Source organism: Roseomonas gilardii subsp. gilardii, assembly GCF_023078375.1.
In the GTDB taxonomy this organism is placed as follows: Bacteria; Pseudomonadota; Alphaproteobacteria; order Acetobacterales; family Acetobacteraceae; genus Roseomonas; species Roseomonas gilardii.
Genome location: NZ_CP095554.1, coordinates 1,640,030 through 1,657,500, shown reverse-complemented (window position 1 = coordinate 1,657,500; position 17,471 = coordinate 1,640,030). Strand labels below are relative to the sequence as shown.

The window sequence follows — 17,471 nt, the reverse complement described above, 5'->3', positions numbered from 1 at the left end:
CGGCCATGTGCTGGGCGAGGAAGTCCGGATGCGCTTCCAGCACGTGCATCCGCGCTTCCCCTCCATGGTGATCCTTCCCCAGTACGAGACCGAGCGCCTCCTGACGGAAGCGGGTGCCGGGCCGGAATTCGGCGTCGAGTTCCTGGAGATGCAAAACGGCAACGCCCTGCTGCGGCACGAGGACGGGCGGCTGGAATGGGTCACTGCGGACTGGATCGCCGGCTGCGACGGCGCCCATAGCAGCCTGCGGCACAGCCTTGACCTGCCCTTTCCCGGGCACCGCTATCCGCAGCAACTGGTCCTGGCGGACCTGCCGCTGGATGGGCTCAGCCCGACCCATATGCATGCCTTTCCGGACGGACCGGCGCCCCTGATCTGCTTCCCCCTTCCCGATGGCTGCTGGCGGACCATCGCCCTGCTGCCGCCGGATGCGCCGCCGCCCGCCCAGGGCTCCCTGGCCCCCTTCCAGCGCCCGGGCCTGACCCTGGGCGAAGCCTCCTGGTGGAACCTTTTCCGCATCAGCCAGCGGCAGGTCCCCCGGATGCAGATCGACCGCCGCCTGCTGCTGGGGGATGCCGCGCATATCCATTCCCCGGCCGGCGGGCAGGGCATGAATCTCGGCATCCAGGATGCCTGGTCGCTGGCCGCCGCCATCGCCGCGGGGCCGGAGGCTGTCGGCCTCTGGGCCGGGCGGCGGCACAAGCTTGCCCGGCACGTGATCCGGGCCACGGACCTGCTGACCCGCATGATGACCGCCCGCTCACCCCTGCTGGCCTCCCTTCGCGGCCGGACTTTCCGCCTGGCGGCAGGCTCGCCCGCCCTTGCACGCCAGTTGGAGCTCAGCCTGTCCGGCCTGCGCTACCCGCCCCCTTCGGCCTGACCTCCGGAAGGCGGGCGGAACCGGGGGACTGCCCCCGGATTGGTCAGGCGCGCTGCGGCGCCGTGGCCGGCACGGTGGTGGCCTCGGCACGCTCGGCCTCCGCCGCCTCGCGCCCCCAGCGGGTGGCGAGCGCGGCGCAGACCATCAGCTGGATCTGGTGGAACAGCATGATCGGCAGCACGATCATGCTCACCGCCTGCCCACTGAACAGCAGGCTCGCCATCGGGATGCCGCTGGCGAGACTCTTCTTGGAGCCGCAGAACAGGATGGTGATCCGGTCCTCGCGCGAGAAGCCGGCAGCCCGGGTGTACCAGTGCAGCAGCAGCATCACCACCGCCAGCAGCGCGGCATTGGCCGCCAGCAGGATCCCGATGCTCAGCGCGTCCACCTGGCGCCACAGCCCGTTCACCACGCCCTCGCTGAAGGCGCCATAGACGACGAAGAGGATCGAGGAACGATCGACATAGCCCACCAGCTGCTTGTGACGGCTCAGCACGGGCATCAGCCAGCGGCGCACAAGCTGGCCCAGCACGAAGGGCAGCAGCAGTTGCAGCATGATGCCGCGGATCGCCCCGAGGGAGATGCCGCTCTCGCCGTTCGTGGTCATCAGCACGCCCACCAGCAGCGGCGTCAGCACGATGCCCACGAGGTTCGAGACCGAGGCCGCGCAGAGCGCCGCCGGGACATTGCCGCGCGCGATCGAGGTGAAGGCGATGGAGGACTGCACGGTGGAGGGCAGCACGCCGACGAAGATGATGCCGAGCGCCAGCATCTCCCCCAGCGCCGGGCGCATGGCATAGCTCAGCCCGATGGCGAGGATGGGGAAGAGCAGGTAGGTGGACAGGAAGACCACCAATTGCAGCTTCCAGTTCGTCACCCCGGCCATCACCGCCTCTCGCGACAGGCGGGCGCCATAGAGGAAGAAGAGCAGGGCGATGGCGAAATTGGTGGCATAGTCCACCGCCTCGGCCGCCTCCCCCCGGGCGGGCAGGACGCTGGCCAGGACCACCATGCCGAGGATCAGGAGGATATAGGGATCGATCCGCAGGCGGGCCAGGATCGAACGCCTGGCCGGCGGAGCGGCGCTGGATAGGTCTTTGGCCACGGGAAACGCCCCTGTCACAGGAATGACTTCGTTCAGCGGCCTCCTTTGCCCATTCACAGCAAAAATGACAGCATTAACAGTCATTGCGGAATCCGATGACCGAATCCTCTTTCGACCCGCTGCTGCTGCGCACCTTCCTGGCCGTCGCGGAAACCCGGCACTTCACCGCCGCCGGGCAACGCCTCGGGCTGAGCCAGTCCACCGTCAGCCAGCATATCCGCCGCCTGGAGGAGCTGGCCCGGCGGCCCCTGCTGCTGCGCGACACGCATTCCGTCACCCTTACCACGGATGGCGAGGCGATGCGGGGCTTCGCCACCACCATCCTGGAGGCCCATGCCCGCGCCGCCGCCTTCTTCGCCGGCACGGAGCTGCGTGGCCGGCTGCGCTTCGGCACCTCGGAGGACCTCGTCTCCTCCCGCCTGCCGGAGATCCTGCGGGAATTCGTCCGCTCCAACCCGGCCGTGGACCTCGACCTGACCGTGGGGCTCAGCGCCCTGCTCTATGACCGGCTGGATGCCGGGGAGCTCGACCTGATCTGCGCCAAGCGCCGCCCCGGCGAGCGGCGCGGCCGCCCGGTCTGGCGGGAACGCCTGGCCTGGATCGGCACCGCCGGCACCGTGCTGGACCCGGAGGCGCCACTGCCCCTGGTCGCCTATCCCAACCGCTCCATCACCCGCGCCCTGGCGCTGGAGGCGCTGGAACGCTCCGGCCGGCGCTGGCGCATGTCCTGCTCCTCCGGCAGCCTGAGCGGGCTGACCGCCGCCGTCCTGGCCGGGCTCGGCGTCACGGCCCAGTCGCGCCTGCTGCTGGGTGGCGCGCTGGTGGAGGTGCCGGGGCCGGAACTGGACGAGGTGGAATTCGTCGTCACCGGGCGCAGCGAGAGGCTGCACGGCGCCGCCGCCGCCCTGGCCGATCTCCTCCTGCTGAACGCCGCCCGCCTCCAGCCGGCCGCCTGATCCCCCCGACCGCGCCCGCCGCGATTCCGCCAATGGGCTTTATGGACAGGACAGGGCAGAGTCGCCGCCAGAGGTGACGGGAGCATCCTTCATGGCGGCAGAAGACGGGACAGGAACGGACGTCCAGGCCCACCACCCCTTGCTGCGGCGGCGCGACGGCCACCATGCCCGCGTCACCTTCGAGGAGCTCTTCTTCGACCTCGTCTATGTCTTCGCCGTCACCCAGGTCTCGCACGGGCTGCTGCACCACCTGAGCGCGGCCGGGGCGCTGGAGGCACTGATCCTCTGGTTCGCCGTCTGGCTGGGCTGGCAGTACACATGCTGGGTCACGAACTGGTTCGACCCGGAAACGCCGCAGATCCGCGGGTTGCTCTTCGGCACCATGCTGGCCGGGCTGGTGATGGCCGCCGCCCTGCCCCAGGCCTTCGGCGAGCGTGGGCTCGTCTTTGCCCTCGCCTATGCCGCCATGCAGGTGGGGCGCACGGGCTTCATCGCCCGCCGGCTCCCCGCCGGGCATCCGCTGGCCGCCAACTACCGGCGGATGCTGGGTTGGGTCTGCATCGCGGCGGTGCTCTGGGTCCTGGGCGGGCTGGTTCCGGCACCCTGGCGGCATCTGCTCTGGGTCCTGGCCGTCCTCTGTGAATACGTCTCTCCCATGTTCGGCTTCGCCTTGCCGGGGCTGGGACGCTCCCGGACGCGGGACTGGACCATCGAGGGCGGCCATCTCGCCGAGCGCTGCCAGCTCTTCGTCATCGTCGCCCTGGGCGAGACCGTGCTGGTCACCGGCGCCACCCTGGCCGACCAGCCGGCCTGGGAGCCGCCCATCCTGATCGCCTTCCTCTCCACCTTCCTCGGCAGCCTCGCCATGTGGTGGGTCTATTTCGGCACCAGCAGCCGGGACGGCAGCACGGTCATCACCCATTCCCCCGATCCCGGGCGCATCGGAGCCCGGTTCCACTACATCCACGCCATCCTGCTCGCCGGCATCATCGTGACCGCCGTGGGCAACGACCTCGTCATCGCCCATCCCGACGGCCCCATGACCGTGGCGGCGGCGGCCACGCTGATCGGCGGGCCGGCGCTCTACCTCTTCGGTTCCGGCCTGTACAAGCGCGTGGTCTACGATATCTGGCCGTCCTCGCATCTCGGCGGCCTTGCCGTGCTCGCCCTGATGGTGCCCTTCGCCTTCACCACCGACCTGCTGTTGATCGGCGCCCTGACCACGCTGGTGATGCTGGCCGTGGGCTTCTGGGAAAGCCGCATCCTGCGCCCCAGCCCGGAGGCGCGGCTGGCCGGGACATCGCCCTGAAAGAAGGCCACGGAAGAAGGCTGCGGCCTCCGGCGGCGGGTCAGCGGCCCAGCACCGCCCCCAGTGTGTCGGCGAAGCGGTCGATATCCGCCTCCTCCACCCAGACATGCACGCTGATCCGCAGCACGCCGAGCCGGTCGCTGGCGAAAGCGCCCCGCTCCGCCAGGGCCGGGATCGCATGGGCCGGCAAGCCGCCCGGCAGGCGCAGGCCCAGGATATGCGGTGCGCGGCGATGCCGTGGCGGGCAGGCAAAGCCCATCGCTTCCAGCCGGTCGGCCAGCCGGTCCGTCAGCCCCCGCAGCCGTGCCTCCACCGCCGCCACGCCCCAGGATTCCACCAGTTCCAGCCCCGTCGCCGCCATGGGCAGCGCCACCGGATCATCGCGCTCGCCCCGGTCGTAGCGCGCCGCGCCCGGGGCGGGCTGGCCCCGCAGCATGTTGAAGCCATTCTCCTCCAGCGGTAGGCCGGACTGGTGCTCCGGCGCGGCATAGAGGAAGGCCAGGCTGTAGGGGCCAAGTACCCATTTATAGGTCGGGAAGGCCAAGAAATCCGGCCGCCAGCGCCCGACATCCACCGGCAGCACGCCCACCGCCTGCGTGGCATCCACCACCACCGCCCCGCCCTGGCGCCGGACCGCCGGGATCACCCGGTCCAGATCGATCGGCGCGCCGTCGCACCAGTGCAGCGGCGTCAGCGTGGCGACGCCCAGGGGCGCCGCGCCGGGACGGTCGATCGCCGCCAGCAGCGCGGCGGTCCAGTCGCCATCCGCCGGGCGCGGCACCGCCTCCATCACCAGCCCACGCTGCCGCGCCAGACGATCCCAGGGCAGGCAGAGGGAGGGGAACTCGTCCTGCACACGCAGCACGCGCGAGCCCGGCGGAAGCTCCAGGTTCAGCGCCGCCGTGGCGATCCCATGGCTGACGGAGCCGGTGATGGCGATGTCGCCGGGCGCCGCGCCGATCAGCCGCGCCGCCGCGGCGCGGGCCCGGACGCCCCATTGCGCGGCCTCGCTGCGCGGCACCGCCCAGGGATGGCTCTTGCTGGCCACCCCGGCCTCCCCCGCCGCCCGCACGGAGCGCGGCAGGGGCGAATAGGCGGCGGCGTCGAGATAGGCGATCCCCTCGGGAATCTCGAAAAGGGCGCGCTGGCTGGCCAGGGGAGAGGTCTGGGTCATGGCCCTTCCAGGGAAGAACGGCGGGGCCGGCCTGTCCAGGCGGGACGCGGCCGGGCCTCAGCGACACCCCGGCAGAGTCTGCGCCACACCCTCCTTCAGCACCTCCTCCCGTGCCTCATCCCCTGGCCCCTGTCCGGGGAAGACGAGGATCACCGCGAAGCCATCGGCCGAATCGCTGCGGAAGCGCAGCCTGCCGCCATGCGCCCGGACAACCTCGTCGGCGATGGCCAGGCCGAGCCCGGCGCCGGTCCGTCCCTCGCCGCGCGGGTGGAAGGGCTCCCGCACCCGGGCCCAGAGGGCGGGCGGGATGCCAGGCCCGTCATCCACCACCTCCAGCACGACGCCCCCATCCCGCCGGAAGACGCGGACCTCCAGCCGCGAGGCCGCGCCATGCTGGAGCGCGTTGTTCACCAGGTTCACCACCGCCTCGCGCAGGCTGATCGGATCGCCTGGGATGACCACCGGCTCCTCGGGCGCGTCCAGCGACAGCAGCGGCGCCGCGCTGCCATCCTCCTCCAGCGGCAGGTCCAGCAGGATACGCCGCGCCAGCGCCACCAGATCCACCGGCTCCGGCGGCACCACATCGGGCCGGTGCGTCACCATGGCATGGTTGAACAACTGCCCCACCAGCCGGCCGAGCTGCTCCGTGCGAGTGGCGATGCGCCTGAGCTGGCTGGCCCGGCGCGCGGGATCATCCTCCACCGACAGCAGATCCACCTGCGAGGCCAGCCCCGCGAGCGGCGTGCGGAGCTGATGCGCGGCATCGCCGATCATCCGCTGCATCATGCCGATCCGCCGGTCCAGCCGCGCCATGAAGCCGTTGATGGCGCCGACCAGCGCCGCGATCTCCGGCGGCGCCGCCACGGTCAGCGGGCTCAGGTCGCGCGGATCGCGGTCGCGCAGCGCGGCCTGCACCCGTTCCAGCGGCGCCAGCACATGCTTGATGGCCAGCAGCGTCACCAGCAGCGCCAGGCCGATCAGCAGCAGCACGCCCAGGATGGCCTTGCCCGCGATGTCCCGCGCCAGTGCCATGCGCGCGTGCAGGGTCTGCGCCACCGCCACCAGGGCCCAGCCCTCGCCCAGCCGCCGCGTGGTGACCGCGATACGCACGGGCTCCCCACGCCAGACCCCGTCCTCCACCAGCACGCGGCCCTGGCGCAGCAGTGCCTGGTCCCGCGGCGTTTCCGGGCCGAGCGCGAGGTCCGGCGACCCTGCCACCACGACGCCACGCGGGTCCACCACCTTGTAGGCGACACGGTCCATCGCGGAGAGCGAGGCCAGGACGGAGATCGGCGGCTCCACCGCCACCATGGCGCCCTGCTGATAGGTGTTCTCGGCGATCTGCGACGCGCCGGAGCGCAGCAGCGTGTCATAGGCGCTGCCGGCCGTCATCCAGGCATAGTACCAGCCCGCCACCGCGAAGCAGGCGCCCACCGAGCCCAGCACCAGCAGCAGCAGCAGCGCCACCCGCGCATGCAGGGAGCGCACCGCGCTCATCGCGGCACGAGCTGGTAGCCGAGGCCGCGCAGCGTGCGGATCTCGGCGCGGGAGGCGGCGATCTTGCGGCGCAGGCGGGCGACATACTGCTCCACCGCATTGGTTCCGGCGGCACCGTCCAGGCCGAAGAGCCGCTCCACGATCTGCTCCTTGCCGACGATGCGGCCACCCCGCGCCACGAGGATCTCCAGCAGCGCCAGTTCCCGCCGCGTCAGGTCCAGCGGCTCGCCCTCCACACTCGCGATGCGGCCGGACAGGTCGATGGCGATGTCGCCGAAACGGATCGCGTTGGTGGCGCTGCCACTGCCCCGCCGCAGCAGGACACGGACGCGCGCCTCCAGCTCCAGGAAATCGAACGGTTTCACCAGATAATCGTCGGCCCCCAGATCGAGTGCCCCGACCCGATCCGCCACGCCGGAACGCGCAGTCAGCATCAGCACCGGCGTCGCCAGCCGCCGCTCCCGCGCATGGCGCAGCAGGGCCAGCCCGTCCGGCGGCGGCAGCATCACATCGAGGATGAAGAGGTCATAGGGCTGCACATCCATCCGCGCCGCGGCCCCTTCGCCGTCGCGCTCCCAGTCCACCTCGTGCCCCATCCGTTGCAGGCGGGCCTGGATACCCTCGCCCACATCCGCCGTGTCCTCGACCAACAGAATCCGCATCGCCCCGCCCGCACCGCAACCTTCGCACCGCACTGTCATGCCGCAGCGCAGCAACGATTTTTGCGCGCCTGTCAGTTTGGCAACAGATTGGAGAGATATCCAGGGCGCAAGCCCGGGCCGCGAAAGGCCCCGGGGAAACCAGGGAAGAGAGGGTCCGGAAATGGATGCTGCCCCAGGCGCGTCCGCGCCGCTGCTGTCGGTGCAGGATGTCACCCTGCAGTACAAGACCGACGATTCCGTGGTCACCGCCACGCATCGTGTCGGCTTCGATGTCTACCCCTCCGACCGCTATATCCTGCTCGGCCCTTCCGGCTGCGGAAAGTCCACGCTGCTGAAGGCGATCGGCGGCTATCTCACCCCCTCCGAGGGCGAGATCCGGCTCAAGGGGCGCGAGGTGCGCCATCCCGGCCCGGACCGCATGATGGTCTTCCAGGAATTCGACCAGCTCCTGCCCTGGAAGACGGTGCGGGAGAACGTGATGTTCGCCCTCACCGCCAGCGGCCGCGCCAAGGGCGCCGAGGCGCGCGACCGGGCCGACAGCTATATCGAGAAGGTCGGCCTGGCGAAGTTCGCCGACAGCTTCCCGCATATGCTCTCCGGCGGCATGAAGCAGCGCGTGGCCATCGCCCGTGGCATGGCGATGGAGCCGGACGTCCTGCTGATGGACGAGCCCTTCGCCGCGCTCGACGCCCTGACCCGGCGGCGGATGCAGGAGGAGCTGCTGCGCCTCTGGGACGACACGCGCTTCACCGTGCTCTTCGTCACCCACTCCATCGAGGAGGCGATCCGTGTCGGCACGCGCATCCTGCTCCTCTCCCCGCATCCCGGCCAGGTGAAGGCGGAACTGAACAGCGTCCCGCCCGAGCTCATCGGCACCGCCGCCGCAGCGGAGCTGGAGACGCGCATCAACGACATGCTCTTCGTGCATTGAGGGGAAACGGTCCATGAGCATCACCGTGAATGGCGGCCCTCTGGTCTCGCGCCCCGAGATCATCCGCGAACCCTCCCGCAGCGGGATCGGCGAGATCAACAAGCCGATCTCCGCCTGGGAATCCGTCTACCGCATCGGCGCGCTGCGCAAGGCGCTGATCCTCCTCGTCCTGGCCCTGGTCTGGGAGGCCTATGGGCGCTGGCTCGACAACCCCCTGCTCTTCCCGCCCTTCACCGCCACGGTGCAGGCGCTGTTCGAGAACATCGCCAACGGCGTCATCCCCGCCCGCACGCTGATCTCGCTGCGCACGCTGGTGATCGGCTATGCCATCGGCATCGCGCTGGCCGCCGTGCTGACCACTGTTGCCATCGGCTCGCGCATCGGCACGGACCTGCTGGAAACCCTGACCGCCATGTTCAACCCGCTGCCGGCCATCGCGCTGCTGCCGCTGGCGCTGATCTGGTTCGGCCTGGGCTCGGGCAGCGTGATCTTCGTGCTGGTGCATTCCGTGCTCTGGGCCATCGCGCTGAACACCCATGGCGGCTTCCGCTCGGTGTCCAAGACGCTGCGCATGGTGGGGCAGAACTACGGGCTGACCGGACTGCGGCTGGTGAAGGACATCCTGATCCCCGCCGCCTTTCCCTCGATCCTCACCGGCCTCAAGGTCGGCTGGGCCTTCGCCTGGCGCACGCTGATCGCGGCGGAACTGGTCTTCGGCGTCTCCTCCGGTTCCGGCGGCCTCGGCTGGTTCATCTTCGAGAACCGCAACCAGCTGGAGACGGCCAATGTCTTTGCCGGGCTGTTCTTCGTGATCCTGATCGGCCTCTTTGTGGAAAGCTTCATCTTCGCCAATATCGAGAAGCGCACGATCCGCCGCTGGGGCATGCAGCACTGACCGGCAGCCGTACGAACCGCGTCCAACGATAAGACAGAACGGGAGCGTCCCATGCAACGTCGCCAGATCCTCACCGCCGGTGCCGCCCTTTCCGCGGCGCTGGCCATCCCCGCCCTGCTGGTCCGCCGTGCTCATGCGGAAACCGGCAAGGTCCGCCTCTCCCACGGCTACGGCATCCTCTATCTGCCGCTGATCGTGATGCGCGACCAGAAGCTGCTGGAGAAGCACGCCGACGCGGCCGGCCTCGGCCCCGTCGATGTCTCCTGGCAGATGCTCGACGGCGGCAATGTCATCAACGACGCGATGCTGGCCGGCTCGCTCGACATCGCCGGCACCGGCGCGCCGGGTTTCATCACCCTCTGGTCGCGGGCCCGGGGCATCCCCCGTTCCGAGATCATCGGCGTCAGCGGGATGAGCACCTGTGCCCTGTCGCTCAACACCAACCGGCCGAACATCCGCTCGCTCGCGGATTTCACGCCGAGCGACAAGATCGCCCTGCCCGGCATCAAGACCTCGCTCGCCGCCGTGGTGCTGCAGATGCTGGTGGCCAAGCAGTTCGGCCTGGCCAACTACGCGAAGCTCGACCCGATGACGGTCGGCCTGCCCCATCCGGAGGCCTTCACCGCGCTGATGAGCGGCAAGACCGAGATCGCCGCGCATTTCGCCTCGCCGCCCTATTCCAGCCGGGAACTGGAAGACCCACGCATCCACCGGGTGATCGCCGCCAGCGAGGTGCTGGGCGACGCCACGCTGGACGTGGTCTTCGCCCCGCGCCAGTTCGTCAATGGCAACCCGAAGATCATGGCGGCCTTCCTCGCGGCCCAGGACGAGGCCAACAAGCTGATCACCTCCGACCCGGTGAAGGCGGCGGCGATCTTCAACCGCATCTCCCCAACCGGCAGCACGGATGAAGCGGTGGTGGCCATGCTGAAGGAGCCGGACACCCATTTCGACACGACGCCGCACGGGCTGATGGAGTACGCGAACTTCATGGGCGCCGTGGGCACCATCCGCAACAAGCCGGCGAAGTGGCAGGACCTCTTCATGCCGGAGCTGCACGAGCGCCCCGGTTCCTGAACGGCCTCAGGTCGCGGCGTCGGCCGCCGCGACCTCCCGCGCCCGGCCTCCTTCGGCCATCAGGGTCCGGACGCGGGGAAAGGCCAGGAGCTGGCGGCGATACAGGTTCGCGGCCCCGCCGATCATCGTGCCGCCCCGGCGCAGCAAGGCATCGCCCCATTCGATGATGCGCAGATTCGGCCAGGCCTTGGGCCGGATGCGCAGGATTTCCCCGTAGATCGCCTCCGCCGCCAGCTCCGGCCGGGCCTGCGCCAGGATCAGTGCCATGGCCGCGGTCGAGCGCGAGATGCCGGCATGGCAATGCACCAGCAGCCGCCCGCCCGGTTCCGCCAGCAGGTCCGCGCCGAAAGCCAGGATCTGCTCCACATGTTCCCGCTCCGGACGGATCATGCCCGGCGTTTCCTCGATCACGTCGTGGAAGCGCAGCTCCAGCTTCCGGTGCTCCCCGAAGCGACCGAAACTCTCTGGCACCGGCCATTCGGGGTCGAGGATGGAGAGCACATGGCTCACCCCGGCCTCGCAATGGCCATCCAGTTCCTCGATGCCGCAGATTCCGATGCCGAAGGGTGCGATGGCGTCCATGCCTCCTGGCTTAGCCCCGACACAGGCCGCTTGCCACTCCGTCAACGGGATTGCGTTCCGTCAACCGAGGTTGATCCAAAAAGAGATATAAATATCCCAGGTTGCTGAAACTTGTGACGCATCACGAATGGGTTGAGTGATCTCTGGGCACCCTTTAAGATGCCGTTAATTCCTTGCGGAGAACACAGCCATGGCTGCCTTCGCCAGGAAGCCAGGAGATTGGCGGGAACCGGATGAAGCGCTTGGTGATCGACCTCGACGGCACGCTGACCATCGACGATCCACAACTCGACTATCCCGGCAAGCGTCCCAACCTCGCGGTGGTGGAGAAGCTGCGGGAGTACAAGGCCCAGGGCTTCGAGATCGTCGTCTGCACCGCGCGCAACATGCGCACCCACCAGGGCAATGTCGGGCTGATCAACGTCCACACCTTGCCCGTCATCATCGACTGGCTGCGCCGCCACGATATCCCCTATGACGAGATCCATGTCGGCAAGCCCTGGTGCGGGCATGACGGCTTCCATGTGGACGACAAGGCCCTGCGCCCCGACGAGTTCGTCCGCATGAGCCACGACGAGATCGCCACCCTACTCAACCTCGGCCGGAACGCAGCATGAGCCCCGACGCCCCGCTCGCGCTGATCACCTCGGCCGCTTATGTGAATGCCGAGATCGGCGCTGAATTCGGCCAGCTCCCGCCCTGCTTCCTGCCCTTCGGGCACAACCGGCTCTTCACCCCGCAGATCGCCAGCCTGCGCCGCCTCGGCGAGCGCGTGGTGCTGACCCTGCCGCAGAGCTTCGAGCCGGAGGACTGGGACCAGGCCCAGCTCCTGGCCGCCGGCGTCGAACTCCTCTTCATCCCGGACGGGCTCAGCCTCGGCGAGAGCATCGCCTATGCCCTGACCCTCTCGGACGCACGCGGCCCGGTGCGCATCCTGCACGGCGACACGCTGTTCCTCGAAGCCCTGCCGGAGACGCTGGACGAGGTCGGCGTGGCCACCAGCGCCGATTCCTACAGCTGGGGCGTTCTCAGCGGCGGGCTGCAGGGCAGCTTCGTCAGCCGCCGCCCCGGCACCGCCGCGCGGCAGGACCAGGTGCTCAGCGGCTGGTTCGCCCTCTCCTCCGCCCCGGCCCTGGGCCGTGCCCTGGCGGAGGCGCAAGGCGACTTCCTGCGTGCCCTGGCCCTCTACAACGCCCGCCATCCGCTGACCTTCCGCCTGCTGGATGGCTGGCTGGACTTCGGCCACCTCCAGACCTTCTACCGCTCCCGCGCCAAGGTCAGCACGGCCCGCGCCTTCAACGCCATCGCGGTGGCCGGACGCTCCGTGCTCAAGACGGGCGAGAAGAGCGACAAGCTCTCCGCCGAGGCCGACTGGTTCGAGAACATCCCCGCGCCGCTGCGCCTGCACGCCCCGCCCTTCCTGGGCCGCGAAGGCAATGGCTACCGCATCGGCTATGAATTCAGCCCGACGCTGCACGAGCTCTTCGTCTTCGGACGGCTGGAGCAGGCGAGCTGGGCGCGCATCCTGGAAGGCTGCTTCGACTTCCTCCGCGCCGCGCGGGAGCTCGGCGCCGATGCCGCCCCCGCGCGCCTGCCGCCCGACACGCTGCGCGTCCTGGCCCTCGACAAGACCGCCACGCGGCTGGAGCAATGGGCCCGCGCCAGCCGGATCGACCTCGACGCCGAATGGCGCTCGGGTGGGCGCCGCCTCCCCTCGCTCCGCCGCATCGCGGACGAGACCGCCACCATCGCCGCGGCCACCGACCCCCTGCCCGGCGTCATGCACGGGGACCTGTGCTTCCCCAACACCTTCTTCGATTTCCGGCAGCAGCAGATCAAGGTGATCGACCCGCGCGGCTCCGTCCGCGATGGGGAGCACACGGTCTATGGCGACCTGCGCTACGACCTCGCCAAGCTGAACCATTCGGTCGAGGGCTATGACCTGATCCTCACCGGCCGCTACCAGGTGGAGCAGCCGGAGCCCTATGACCTCACCCTGCACCTGTCCCGTGAAGGGGCCGCCAGCTTCCTGCCTGACAGAGCAGCGGAGATGGACCTGCTCGGCCGCCGCACCAGCGACGCGGGCACGCGGGCGCTGACCGTGCATCTCTTCCTCTCGATGCTCCCCCTGCATGCCGACCGGCCCGACCGCCAGCGCGCCTTCCTGGCCAATGCGCTGCGCCTCTATGCCGGGATGGAGACGCCCGCATGATCGTCTTCCCCATGGCCGGCCTCAGCAGCCGCTTCACCAAAGCGGGCTACGACCGGCCGAAATGGATGCTGCCGCTGGCCGGGCGGCCACTGCTGGATTGGTCCCTGCTCGGCTTCTCCGAAATGTTCGGGAGCGAGACCTTCCTGCTCATCCATCTCGACCGGCCGGGCGTCGCGGAATTCGTGCGCGCGCGGACCGAGGCGATCGGCATCCGGAACCTGCGGATGGTGGCACTGCCGGAGCCCACCCGAGGGCAGGCGGAAACCGTGCAGCTCGGCCTCGACCGCGCGGAAGTGCCGAATGGGGAGCCGGTCACCATCTTCAACATAGACACCATCCGCCCCGGCGTGCGCAAGGCAAGCTTCGACGGCATGGCGGGCTGGCTGGAATGCTTCCTGGGCGAAGGCGACCACTGGTCCTTCGTCCGCCCCGCCGACCCGGCCAACCCGCCGGAGGGCGTGGCCGCCGAGGTGGTGGAGAAGCGCCGGATCGCGCCCTTCTGCTGCTCGGGCCTCTATCACTTCGGCGCCGCCACCCTGTTCCGCGATGCCTATGCGCGGGAACGGCGGCACCCTCGACCAACGAACTCTATGTGGCACCGATGTACCGGCATCTGATCGAGGCCGGGCACGAGGTGCGCTACGGCACTATCCCAATGAAGGAGATCTTCTTCAGCGGGACGCCAGCGGAATACGAGGCGCTATTAAGCAACAACTTTGAATCCGAAGTCAATTTTTCAGAACTACTATTAAAAATTTAGTAAATATAGCGCATTTGGAGCGGTTCTTATGAATGTGATTGCACCATCTAGGAAACCTCCCGCAGAGACCAAGGTCATACTTATAACTGGTGCAATTCGGGAGCCTTTGGAGTTCCTAGCCACAGTTGAAAGATCCATTTCACTAGTGAAGGAAAACCATGCTTCCCATGTTGTCGTTTCAACATGGGAAGGTCAGCTGGATAATATCCCGCAAGCCAGGACACTCCTTGAAGAAAATGGCGTACATATTGTCGAAACAATGCCGCCAGATGATGTGGGAAAGGGTGCCGTAAACGCACAATTCAAAAGTGTGGTTGCGGGAATTTTTGCATGCCCAGCCGGAAGTAAAATTCTACGATGCAGGACAGATAAAACACTAAAAGTCATGAAGGGGCTCGAACCCATTCTAGCCCATCCTTTAGAGAATAGCCAAGATATTGGCCAGTTTAAATCACCTTTCAAGCATAAAATTTATATCCTCGGCTATTCTTCCACTGCGTTCATGTGGATGATCGATTTTTGTTTCATGGGCGAAAGAGATGATCTATTGCGCGCTCTAGGCGTGTCTCGTTGGTTTGAAGATGTTTTCTTCAATCCTATCTTATCACCCGAACTTCGTGTATTATCCTGGCCTTTCTACCAAGAGAATTTATTTCTCCTTCAGTTATTCCATCATTTCTCCCAATATATGCTAAGCCATCTGATCGTCGATTGGGCAGACAGCATCGGTATTGACTTGCCAAAACCTATAGCGCGCCTTATGGCACTACACGCTGCCATTCACACAAGCAGCTTTCTTTGCGCTCGTGATGTCTCTGACACGCTCCCAGCACCAAAGGAATGTTTACTTCGCCTAATGGCAGGGCGGCCACAAAAACATTTAGTCGATGTCGTTTATATTGCTGGTTTTCGCGGAACACGAAATACGTCGTCAAGAAATTTTTCGGATTTGCTGGGCCTTGGCCTTAATCATTCATCTAGCAGTGCTACATTCGATCAAGCTGCGGCGGAAATTCTCGATGGCACCTTCGCCGCCTGGCAATTAGAAGATGCTGAAATTGAAGATCTTCGGCGCGCCGCATATCAATCGTTAGTCCATCATCACCCAATGTCGGCCACAACGAAGGATGCCATCACAAATATCGCCATCAATCGCCCCCGCTCTATTGCACAAGCTGCCAAACCAATGAGAGACGCAGGCTTCAAAAACGTTTTCCTTGAACAAGCACATTCCATTATACTTGCAACTGGCGCCTCCAAGATTGAGACGGTCTACGCGAATATTGCAACAGAGATCGCAAAAAATAGGCATCTAATTATGGCCTCCCTAGAGTCCACTATACTCTTCTGGTGTGGCGTCCACTGCTTACAGTCTAATGAACGAATGCGTCATAAAGATGGTTGGCTTCTTATTTCGGCCGCCTCGAAAGGACGTAACTCTGACGCACAAATGGTGCGCGGATGGGCTTTAAGGGCAGGATTTACGGGTGAAGCTACCTCAACTGAACACGAGCAGTACTATGTGGATACGCTGCGTGATTTAGCTGACGCTGCAAGGAAAAACTTTTGGCCTGCCCTAGTTATGACAGGATTATTACGGCTAGACGGAGCTCAAAGACATTTCGATATAAAAGCAGCCGAAGCTAATTTCCGAAGAGCTGCAATGACGGCCGGTCAGTATGCCGCAGCTATTACGCAGATCGCAGATTTTATCCAAGAAAATACAAACCTTGGTAGCTTTACCCCCCTATTTTGGAAGAAGCACTTTGGCTGCCTTCAAGATTTCATTGCAGCCATTGGTGCCAGCAAACGCATGCCTCAATCCCTAAACAGTGAAATACTACAACTCAATTTTTTTGATAAATGACCCTCGCGAGCGCAAGCAGGAGAGAATTATGGGCCAAGATTCAGAGAAAATTGCCGTTGTTTGCGGCGCTTTGCGCGACACTCTAGAATTCTCTTTTATCCTTGACCGTCTCATAGAAGAAAAAAATAGCGGCAAGCTTAATAGGATTCTTTTTTCAACGTGGAATGAAGAACTCAAACAAGATCATCCGTTGTTTTCGAAGATTATAAACTCTGGGATTGAGGTTATTGAATCTCCCTCTCCTCGAACAGGTGGGTATGGGAACATCCAGCGCCAAAAAAATCTCTCTTCCAGGCACTTATACAACTCCCTTCGGATGCAGTGGTATTAAAATTAAGAACGGACAAATGCGCCGTTTTGCTGGATAGTTTTCTTTCGCGAATGGCAGATCCGCTAATTGCAACACAATCTCCTAACAGCACTTACCAGCGAAAGGTTGTTATTGTCCGCACCGCCTCCACCTTTCCGTTCATGAGTGATGATTTTGCTTTTCTTGGGCGCTGTAGTGACCTCCGTCAGATGACTATGCAAGAAGAGTCCTTACTGATTCACAACCCGCGTTCTGCTCCTACTGCTGAGATGATGTGGATGTACGCAGCTCTATCGCGGCGTTTCCCTCTTCTTGATGCTTTTTTCTCTATGGCACCTTTGCGGCAGTTTTCGCTTCAACTGAGAAAAACCAGCCAACAAAGCATTGCGCAGATCCCTGATTTGGTCTTAGGTTTTTTGTCTTATTATTGGCAAATAAACGCAGATCATTATGAGATTATCCGAAAAAAAAACTTTGAGTATGAAACCGATACAGTTAAAGCTATTTTAAATCCGGTTGAGCAATCGCCTTTAGCTCGAGATCTCGGTATGTATATCACCGTTCATGCTGACGGCGTTCTTCAATGTGCTGCTGGAGCGCTAAAATGCCTACAGAATACAGTCCTTTCGTGTAATCCAACAGAAGTTGTTTCCACTATGATCGAATCTTTATGCCCATCAACAAAGGAGGCAAATGTCGTCCCCATCGTGAAATTGGCTTGCGGAGAGACATCACCCAACGTACAGGAGAAATCTGCGCTAGCAACCGCATTGCAATATCATCAGCACACCCAGGAAAATATTGCTGACATCGATGCGCTAGAAAAAATTATCCTTGAGTGCGGAAATAAAATTGCCTTTCCGCGGTTAATTGCGCAAATTGGCCTCAAGTATTGTCATGGCTCGGATGATTTGCCGAAGCATACCGAACTGGGCCGCGCGTGGCTAAGACTTGCAGCTGGTATGCGCGAGCCTTCGGCTTTTCGTGAACTCGTACACAGCTATCCTTCTGACGAGGAGGCTATTATGGACGCGGAGATACAAAGAATTTTTGCACTTCAAGAGACACGCGATCCAGATATTTTTGTGAGGCTCTGCCGCGCTTTTCTGTTTAAAGGAGTAACACATGCCCTACCTTAAATCATCTGATCTCGTACGCGGGCTTCAAAGCCTTGCCCAGCAAAGCACCACGAACGGCGCTGCGGAATTGCTTCAGGAATTTTCCGAACAGTTAGTTTGTCGGACGAAATAACAT

At 64.8% G+C, this 17,471-nt stretch carries 16 protein-coding genes (1 of these 16 cut by a window edge); 11 read left to right on the top strand and 5 right to left on the bottom strand.

All coding sequences use genetic code 11. From position 1 onward, the window contains the following. A protein-coding gene (locus MVG78_RS07445; protein WP_247559573.1) for an FAD-dependent oxidoreductase crosses the window boundary here: on the top strand, window positions 1-880 show its 3' portion. 227 nt of this gene lie to the left of the window's left edge; the window shows 880 of its 1,107 coding nt (coding positions 228-1,107); its start codon lies beyond the left edge, outside the window; it ends in the stop codon at window positions 878-880. A gap of 43 nt (window positions 881-923) precedes the next feature. Here MVG78_RS07445 and MVG78_RS07440 read toward each other — a convergent pair whose 3' ends face one another. Next, the gene (locus MVG78_RS07440) at window positions 924-1,985 is read right to left on the bottom strand and encodes a bile acid:sodium symporter family protein (RefSeq protein WP_428480773.1); all 1,062 of its coding nucleotides are present in this window, start codon (window positions 1,983-1,985) and stop codon (window positions 924-926) included. 95 nt (window positions 1,986-2,080) lie between these two features. Between MVG78_RS07440 and MVG78_RS07435 the strand changes: the two genes are divergently transcribed. Then, complete coding sequence (locus MVG78_RS07435; RefSeq protein ID WP_247559570.1) at window positions 2,081-2,941, top strand: LysR family transcriptional regulator; 861 nt, start codon at window positions 2,081-2,083, stop codon at window positions 2,939-2,941. Between the two features lie 91 nt (window positions 2,942-3,032). Continuing rightward, complete coding sequence (locus MVG78_RS07430) at window positions 3,033-4,250, top strand: low temperature requirement protein A (protein ID WP_247559568.1); 1,218 nt, start codon at window positions 3,033-3,035, stop codon at window positions 4,248-4,250. A 40-nt stretch (window positions 4,251-4,290) separates the two neighbouring features. Here the strand turns inward: MVG78_RS07430 and MVG78_RS07425 are convergent, their stop codons facing one another. From MVG78_RS07425 to MVG78_RS07415, 3 genes are read right to left on the bottom strand one after another with little or no spacing between them, the layout of a single operon-like run. Further along, window positions 4,291-5,424 carry an aminotransferase class V-fold PLP-dependent enzyme gene (locus tag MVG78_RS07425; protein ID WP_247559566.1) on the bottom strand — a complete coding sequence of 378 codons (1,134 nt, stop codon included), beginning with the start codon at window positions 5,422-5,424 and terminating at the stop codon, window positions 4,291-4,293. 57 nt (window positions 5,425-5,481) lie between these two features. Beyond that, entirely contained in the window at window positions 5,482-6,921 is a 1,440-nt protein-coding gene (locus MVG78_RS07420; protein ID WP_247559564.1) for a sensor histidine kinase, read from the bottom strand. Further along, a complete protein-coding gene (locus MVG78_RS07415; protein WP_247559562.1) occupies window positions 6,918-7,583 on the bottom strand; it encodes a response regulator transcription factor in 666 nt (221 codons plus the stop codon). The genes MVG78_RS07420 and MVG78_RS07415 overlap by 4 nt, the downstream gene beginning before the upstream one ends. A gap of 160 nt (window positions 7,584-7,743) precedes the next feature. Between MVG78_RS07415 and MVG78_RS07410 the strand changes: the two genes are divergently transcribed. Genes MVG78_RS07410 through MVG78_RS07400 form a run of 3 tightly spaced genes read left to right on the top strand, consistent with a single transcriptional unit; the run spans window position 7,744 to window position 10,486 of the window. Further along, on the top strand, window positions 7,744-8,514 hold the full coding sequence (locus MVG78_RS07410) for an ABC transporter ATP-binding protein (RefSeq protein WP_247559559.1): 771 nt from the start codon (window positions 7,744-7,746) through the stop codon (window positions 8,512-8,514). A 13-nt stretch (window positions 8,515-8,527) separates the two neighbouring features. Continuing rightward, the gene (locus MVG78_RS07405) at window positions 8,528-9,409 is read left to right on the top strand and encodes an ABC transporter permease (protein ID WP_247559557.1); all 882 of its coding nucleotides are present in this window, start codon (window positions 8,528-8,530) and stop codon (window positions 9,407-9,409) included. 51 nt (window positions 9,410-9,460) lie between these two features. Then, complete coding sequence (locus MVG78_RS07400; RefSeq protein ID WP_247559555.1) at window positions 9,461-10,486, top strand: ABC transporter substrate-binding protein; 1,026 nt, start codon at window positions 9,461-9,463, stop codon at window positions 10,484-10,486. Window positions 10,487-10,492: 6 nt separating this feature from the next. On the opposite strand, the gene MVG78_RS07395 is transcribed toward MVG78_RS07400, so the two are convergent. Next, on the bottom strand, window positions 10,493-11,068 hold the full coding sequence (locus MVG78_RS07395) for a tyrosine phosphatase family protein (RefSeq protein WP_247559552.1): 576 nt from the start codon (window positions 11,066-11,068) through the stop codon (window positions 10,493-10,495). 233 nt (window positions 11,069-11,301) lie between these two features. On the opposite strand from MVG78_RS07395, the gene MVG78_RS07390 reads away from it, so the two are divergent. The 5 genes from MVG78_RS07390 (at window position 11,302) to MVG78_RS07370 (ending at window position 17,356) form a co-directional block, all read left to right on the top strand. Further along, window positions 11,302-11,685, top strand: coding sequence for an HAD hydrolase family protein (locus MVG78_RS07390; RefSeq protein ID WP_247559551.1), 384 nt, complete (start codon window positions 11,302-11,304; stop codon window positions 11,683-11,685). Further along, complete coding sequence (locus tag MVG78_RS07385; protein WP_247559549.1) at window positions 11,682-13,280, top strand: protein kinase family protein; 1,599 nt, start codon at window positions 11,682-11,684, stop codon at window positions 13,278-13,280. The genes MVG78_RS07390 and MVG78_RS07385 overlap by 4 nt, the downstream gene beginning before the upstream one ends. Next, window positions 13,277-13,897 (top strand): glycosyltransferase family protein, encoded by a 621-nt coding sequence (locus MVG78_RS07380; protein WP_247559548.1) that lies wholly within the window; start codon window positions 13,277-13,279, stop codon window positions 13,895-13,897. Before MVG78_RS07385 ends, MVG78_RS07380 begins: the two co-directional genes overlap by 4 nt. 171 nt (window positions 13,898-14,068) lie before the next feature. Next, the gene (locus MVG78_RS07375) at window positions 14,069-15,907 is read left to right on the top strand and encodes a WavE lipopolysaccharide synthesis family protein (protein ID WP_247559546.1); all 1,839 of its coding nucleotides are present in this window, start codon (window positions 14,069-14,071) and stop codon (window positions 15,905-15,907) included. Window positions 15,908-16,288: 381 nt separating this feature from the next. After that, window positions 16,289-17,356 carry a hypothetical protein gene (locus MVG78_RS07370; protein ID WP_247559544.1) on the top strand — a complete coding sequence of 356 codons (1,068 nt, stop codon included), beginning with the start codon at window positions 16,289-16,291 and terminating at the stop codon, window positions 17,354-17,356. Window positions 17,357-17,471 lie beyond the last annotated feature (115 nt).

Bases quoted from the DNA above. Each gene is read 5' to 3' on its own strand.
- MVG78_RS07430 (WP_247559568.1), top strand. From the start codon at position 3,033: ATGGCGGCAGAAGACGGGACAGGAACGGACGTCCAGGCCCACCACCCC.
- MVG78_RS07370 (WP_247559544.1), top strand. From the start codon at position 16,289: ATGGCAGATCCGCTAATTGCAACACAATCTCCTAACAGCACTTACCAG.
- MVG78_RS07420 (WP_247559564.1), bottom strand. From the start codon at position 6,921: ATGAGCGCGGTGCGCTCCCTGCATGCGCGGGTGGCGCTGCTGCTGCTG.
- MVG78_RS07375 (WP_247559546.1), top strand. From the start codon at position 14,069: ATGAATGTGATTGCACCATCTAGGAAACCTCCCGCAGAGACCAAGGTC.
- MVG78_RS07415 (WP_247559562.1), bottom strand. From the start codon at position 7,583: ATGCGGATTCTGTTGGTCGAGGACACGGCGGATGTGGGCGAGGGTATC.
- MVG78_RS07425 (WP_247559566.1), bottom strand. From the start codon at position 5,424: ATGACCCAGACCTCTCCCCTGGCCAGCCAGCGCGCCCTTTTCGAGATT.
- MVG78_RS07385 (WP_247559549.1), top strand. From the start codon at position 11,682: ATGAGCCCCGACGCCCCGCTCGCGCTGATCACCTCGGCCGCTTATGTG.
- MVG78_RS07405 (WP_247559557.1), top strand. From the start codon at position 8,528: ATGAGCATCACCGTGAATGGCGGCCCTCTGGTCTCGCGCCCCGAGATC.
- MVG78_RS07410 (WP_247559559.1), top strand. From the start codon at position 7,744: ATGGATGCTGCCCCAGGCGCGTCCGCGCCGCTGCTGTCGGTGCAGGAT.
- MVG78_RS07400 (WP_247559555.1), top strand. From the start codon at position 9,461: ATGCAACGTCGCCAGATCCTCACCGCCGGTGCCGCCCTTTCCGCGGCG.
- MVG78_RS07390 (WP_247559551.1), top strand. From the start codon at position 11,302: ATGAAGCGCTTGGTGATCGACCTCGACGGCACGCTGACCATCGACGAT.
- MVG78_RS07435 (WP_247559570.1), top strand. From the start codon at position 2,081: ATGACCGAATCCTCTTTCGACCCGCTGCTGCTGCGCACCTTCCTGGCC.
- MVG78_RS07395 (WP_247559552.1), bottom strand. From the start codon at position 11,068: ATGGACGCCATCGCACCCTTCGGCATCGGAATCTGCGGCATCGAGGAA.
- MVG78_RS07380 (WP_247559548.1), top strand. From the start codon at position 13,277: ATGATCGTCTTCCCCATGGCCGGCCTCAGCAGCCGCTTCACCAAAGCG.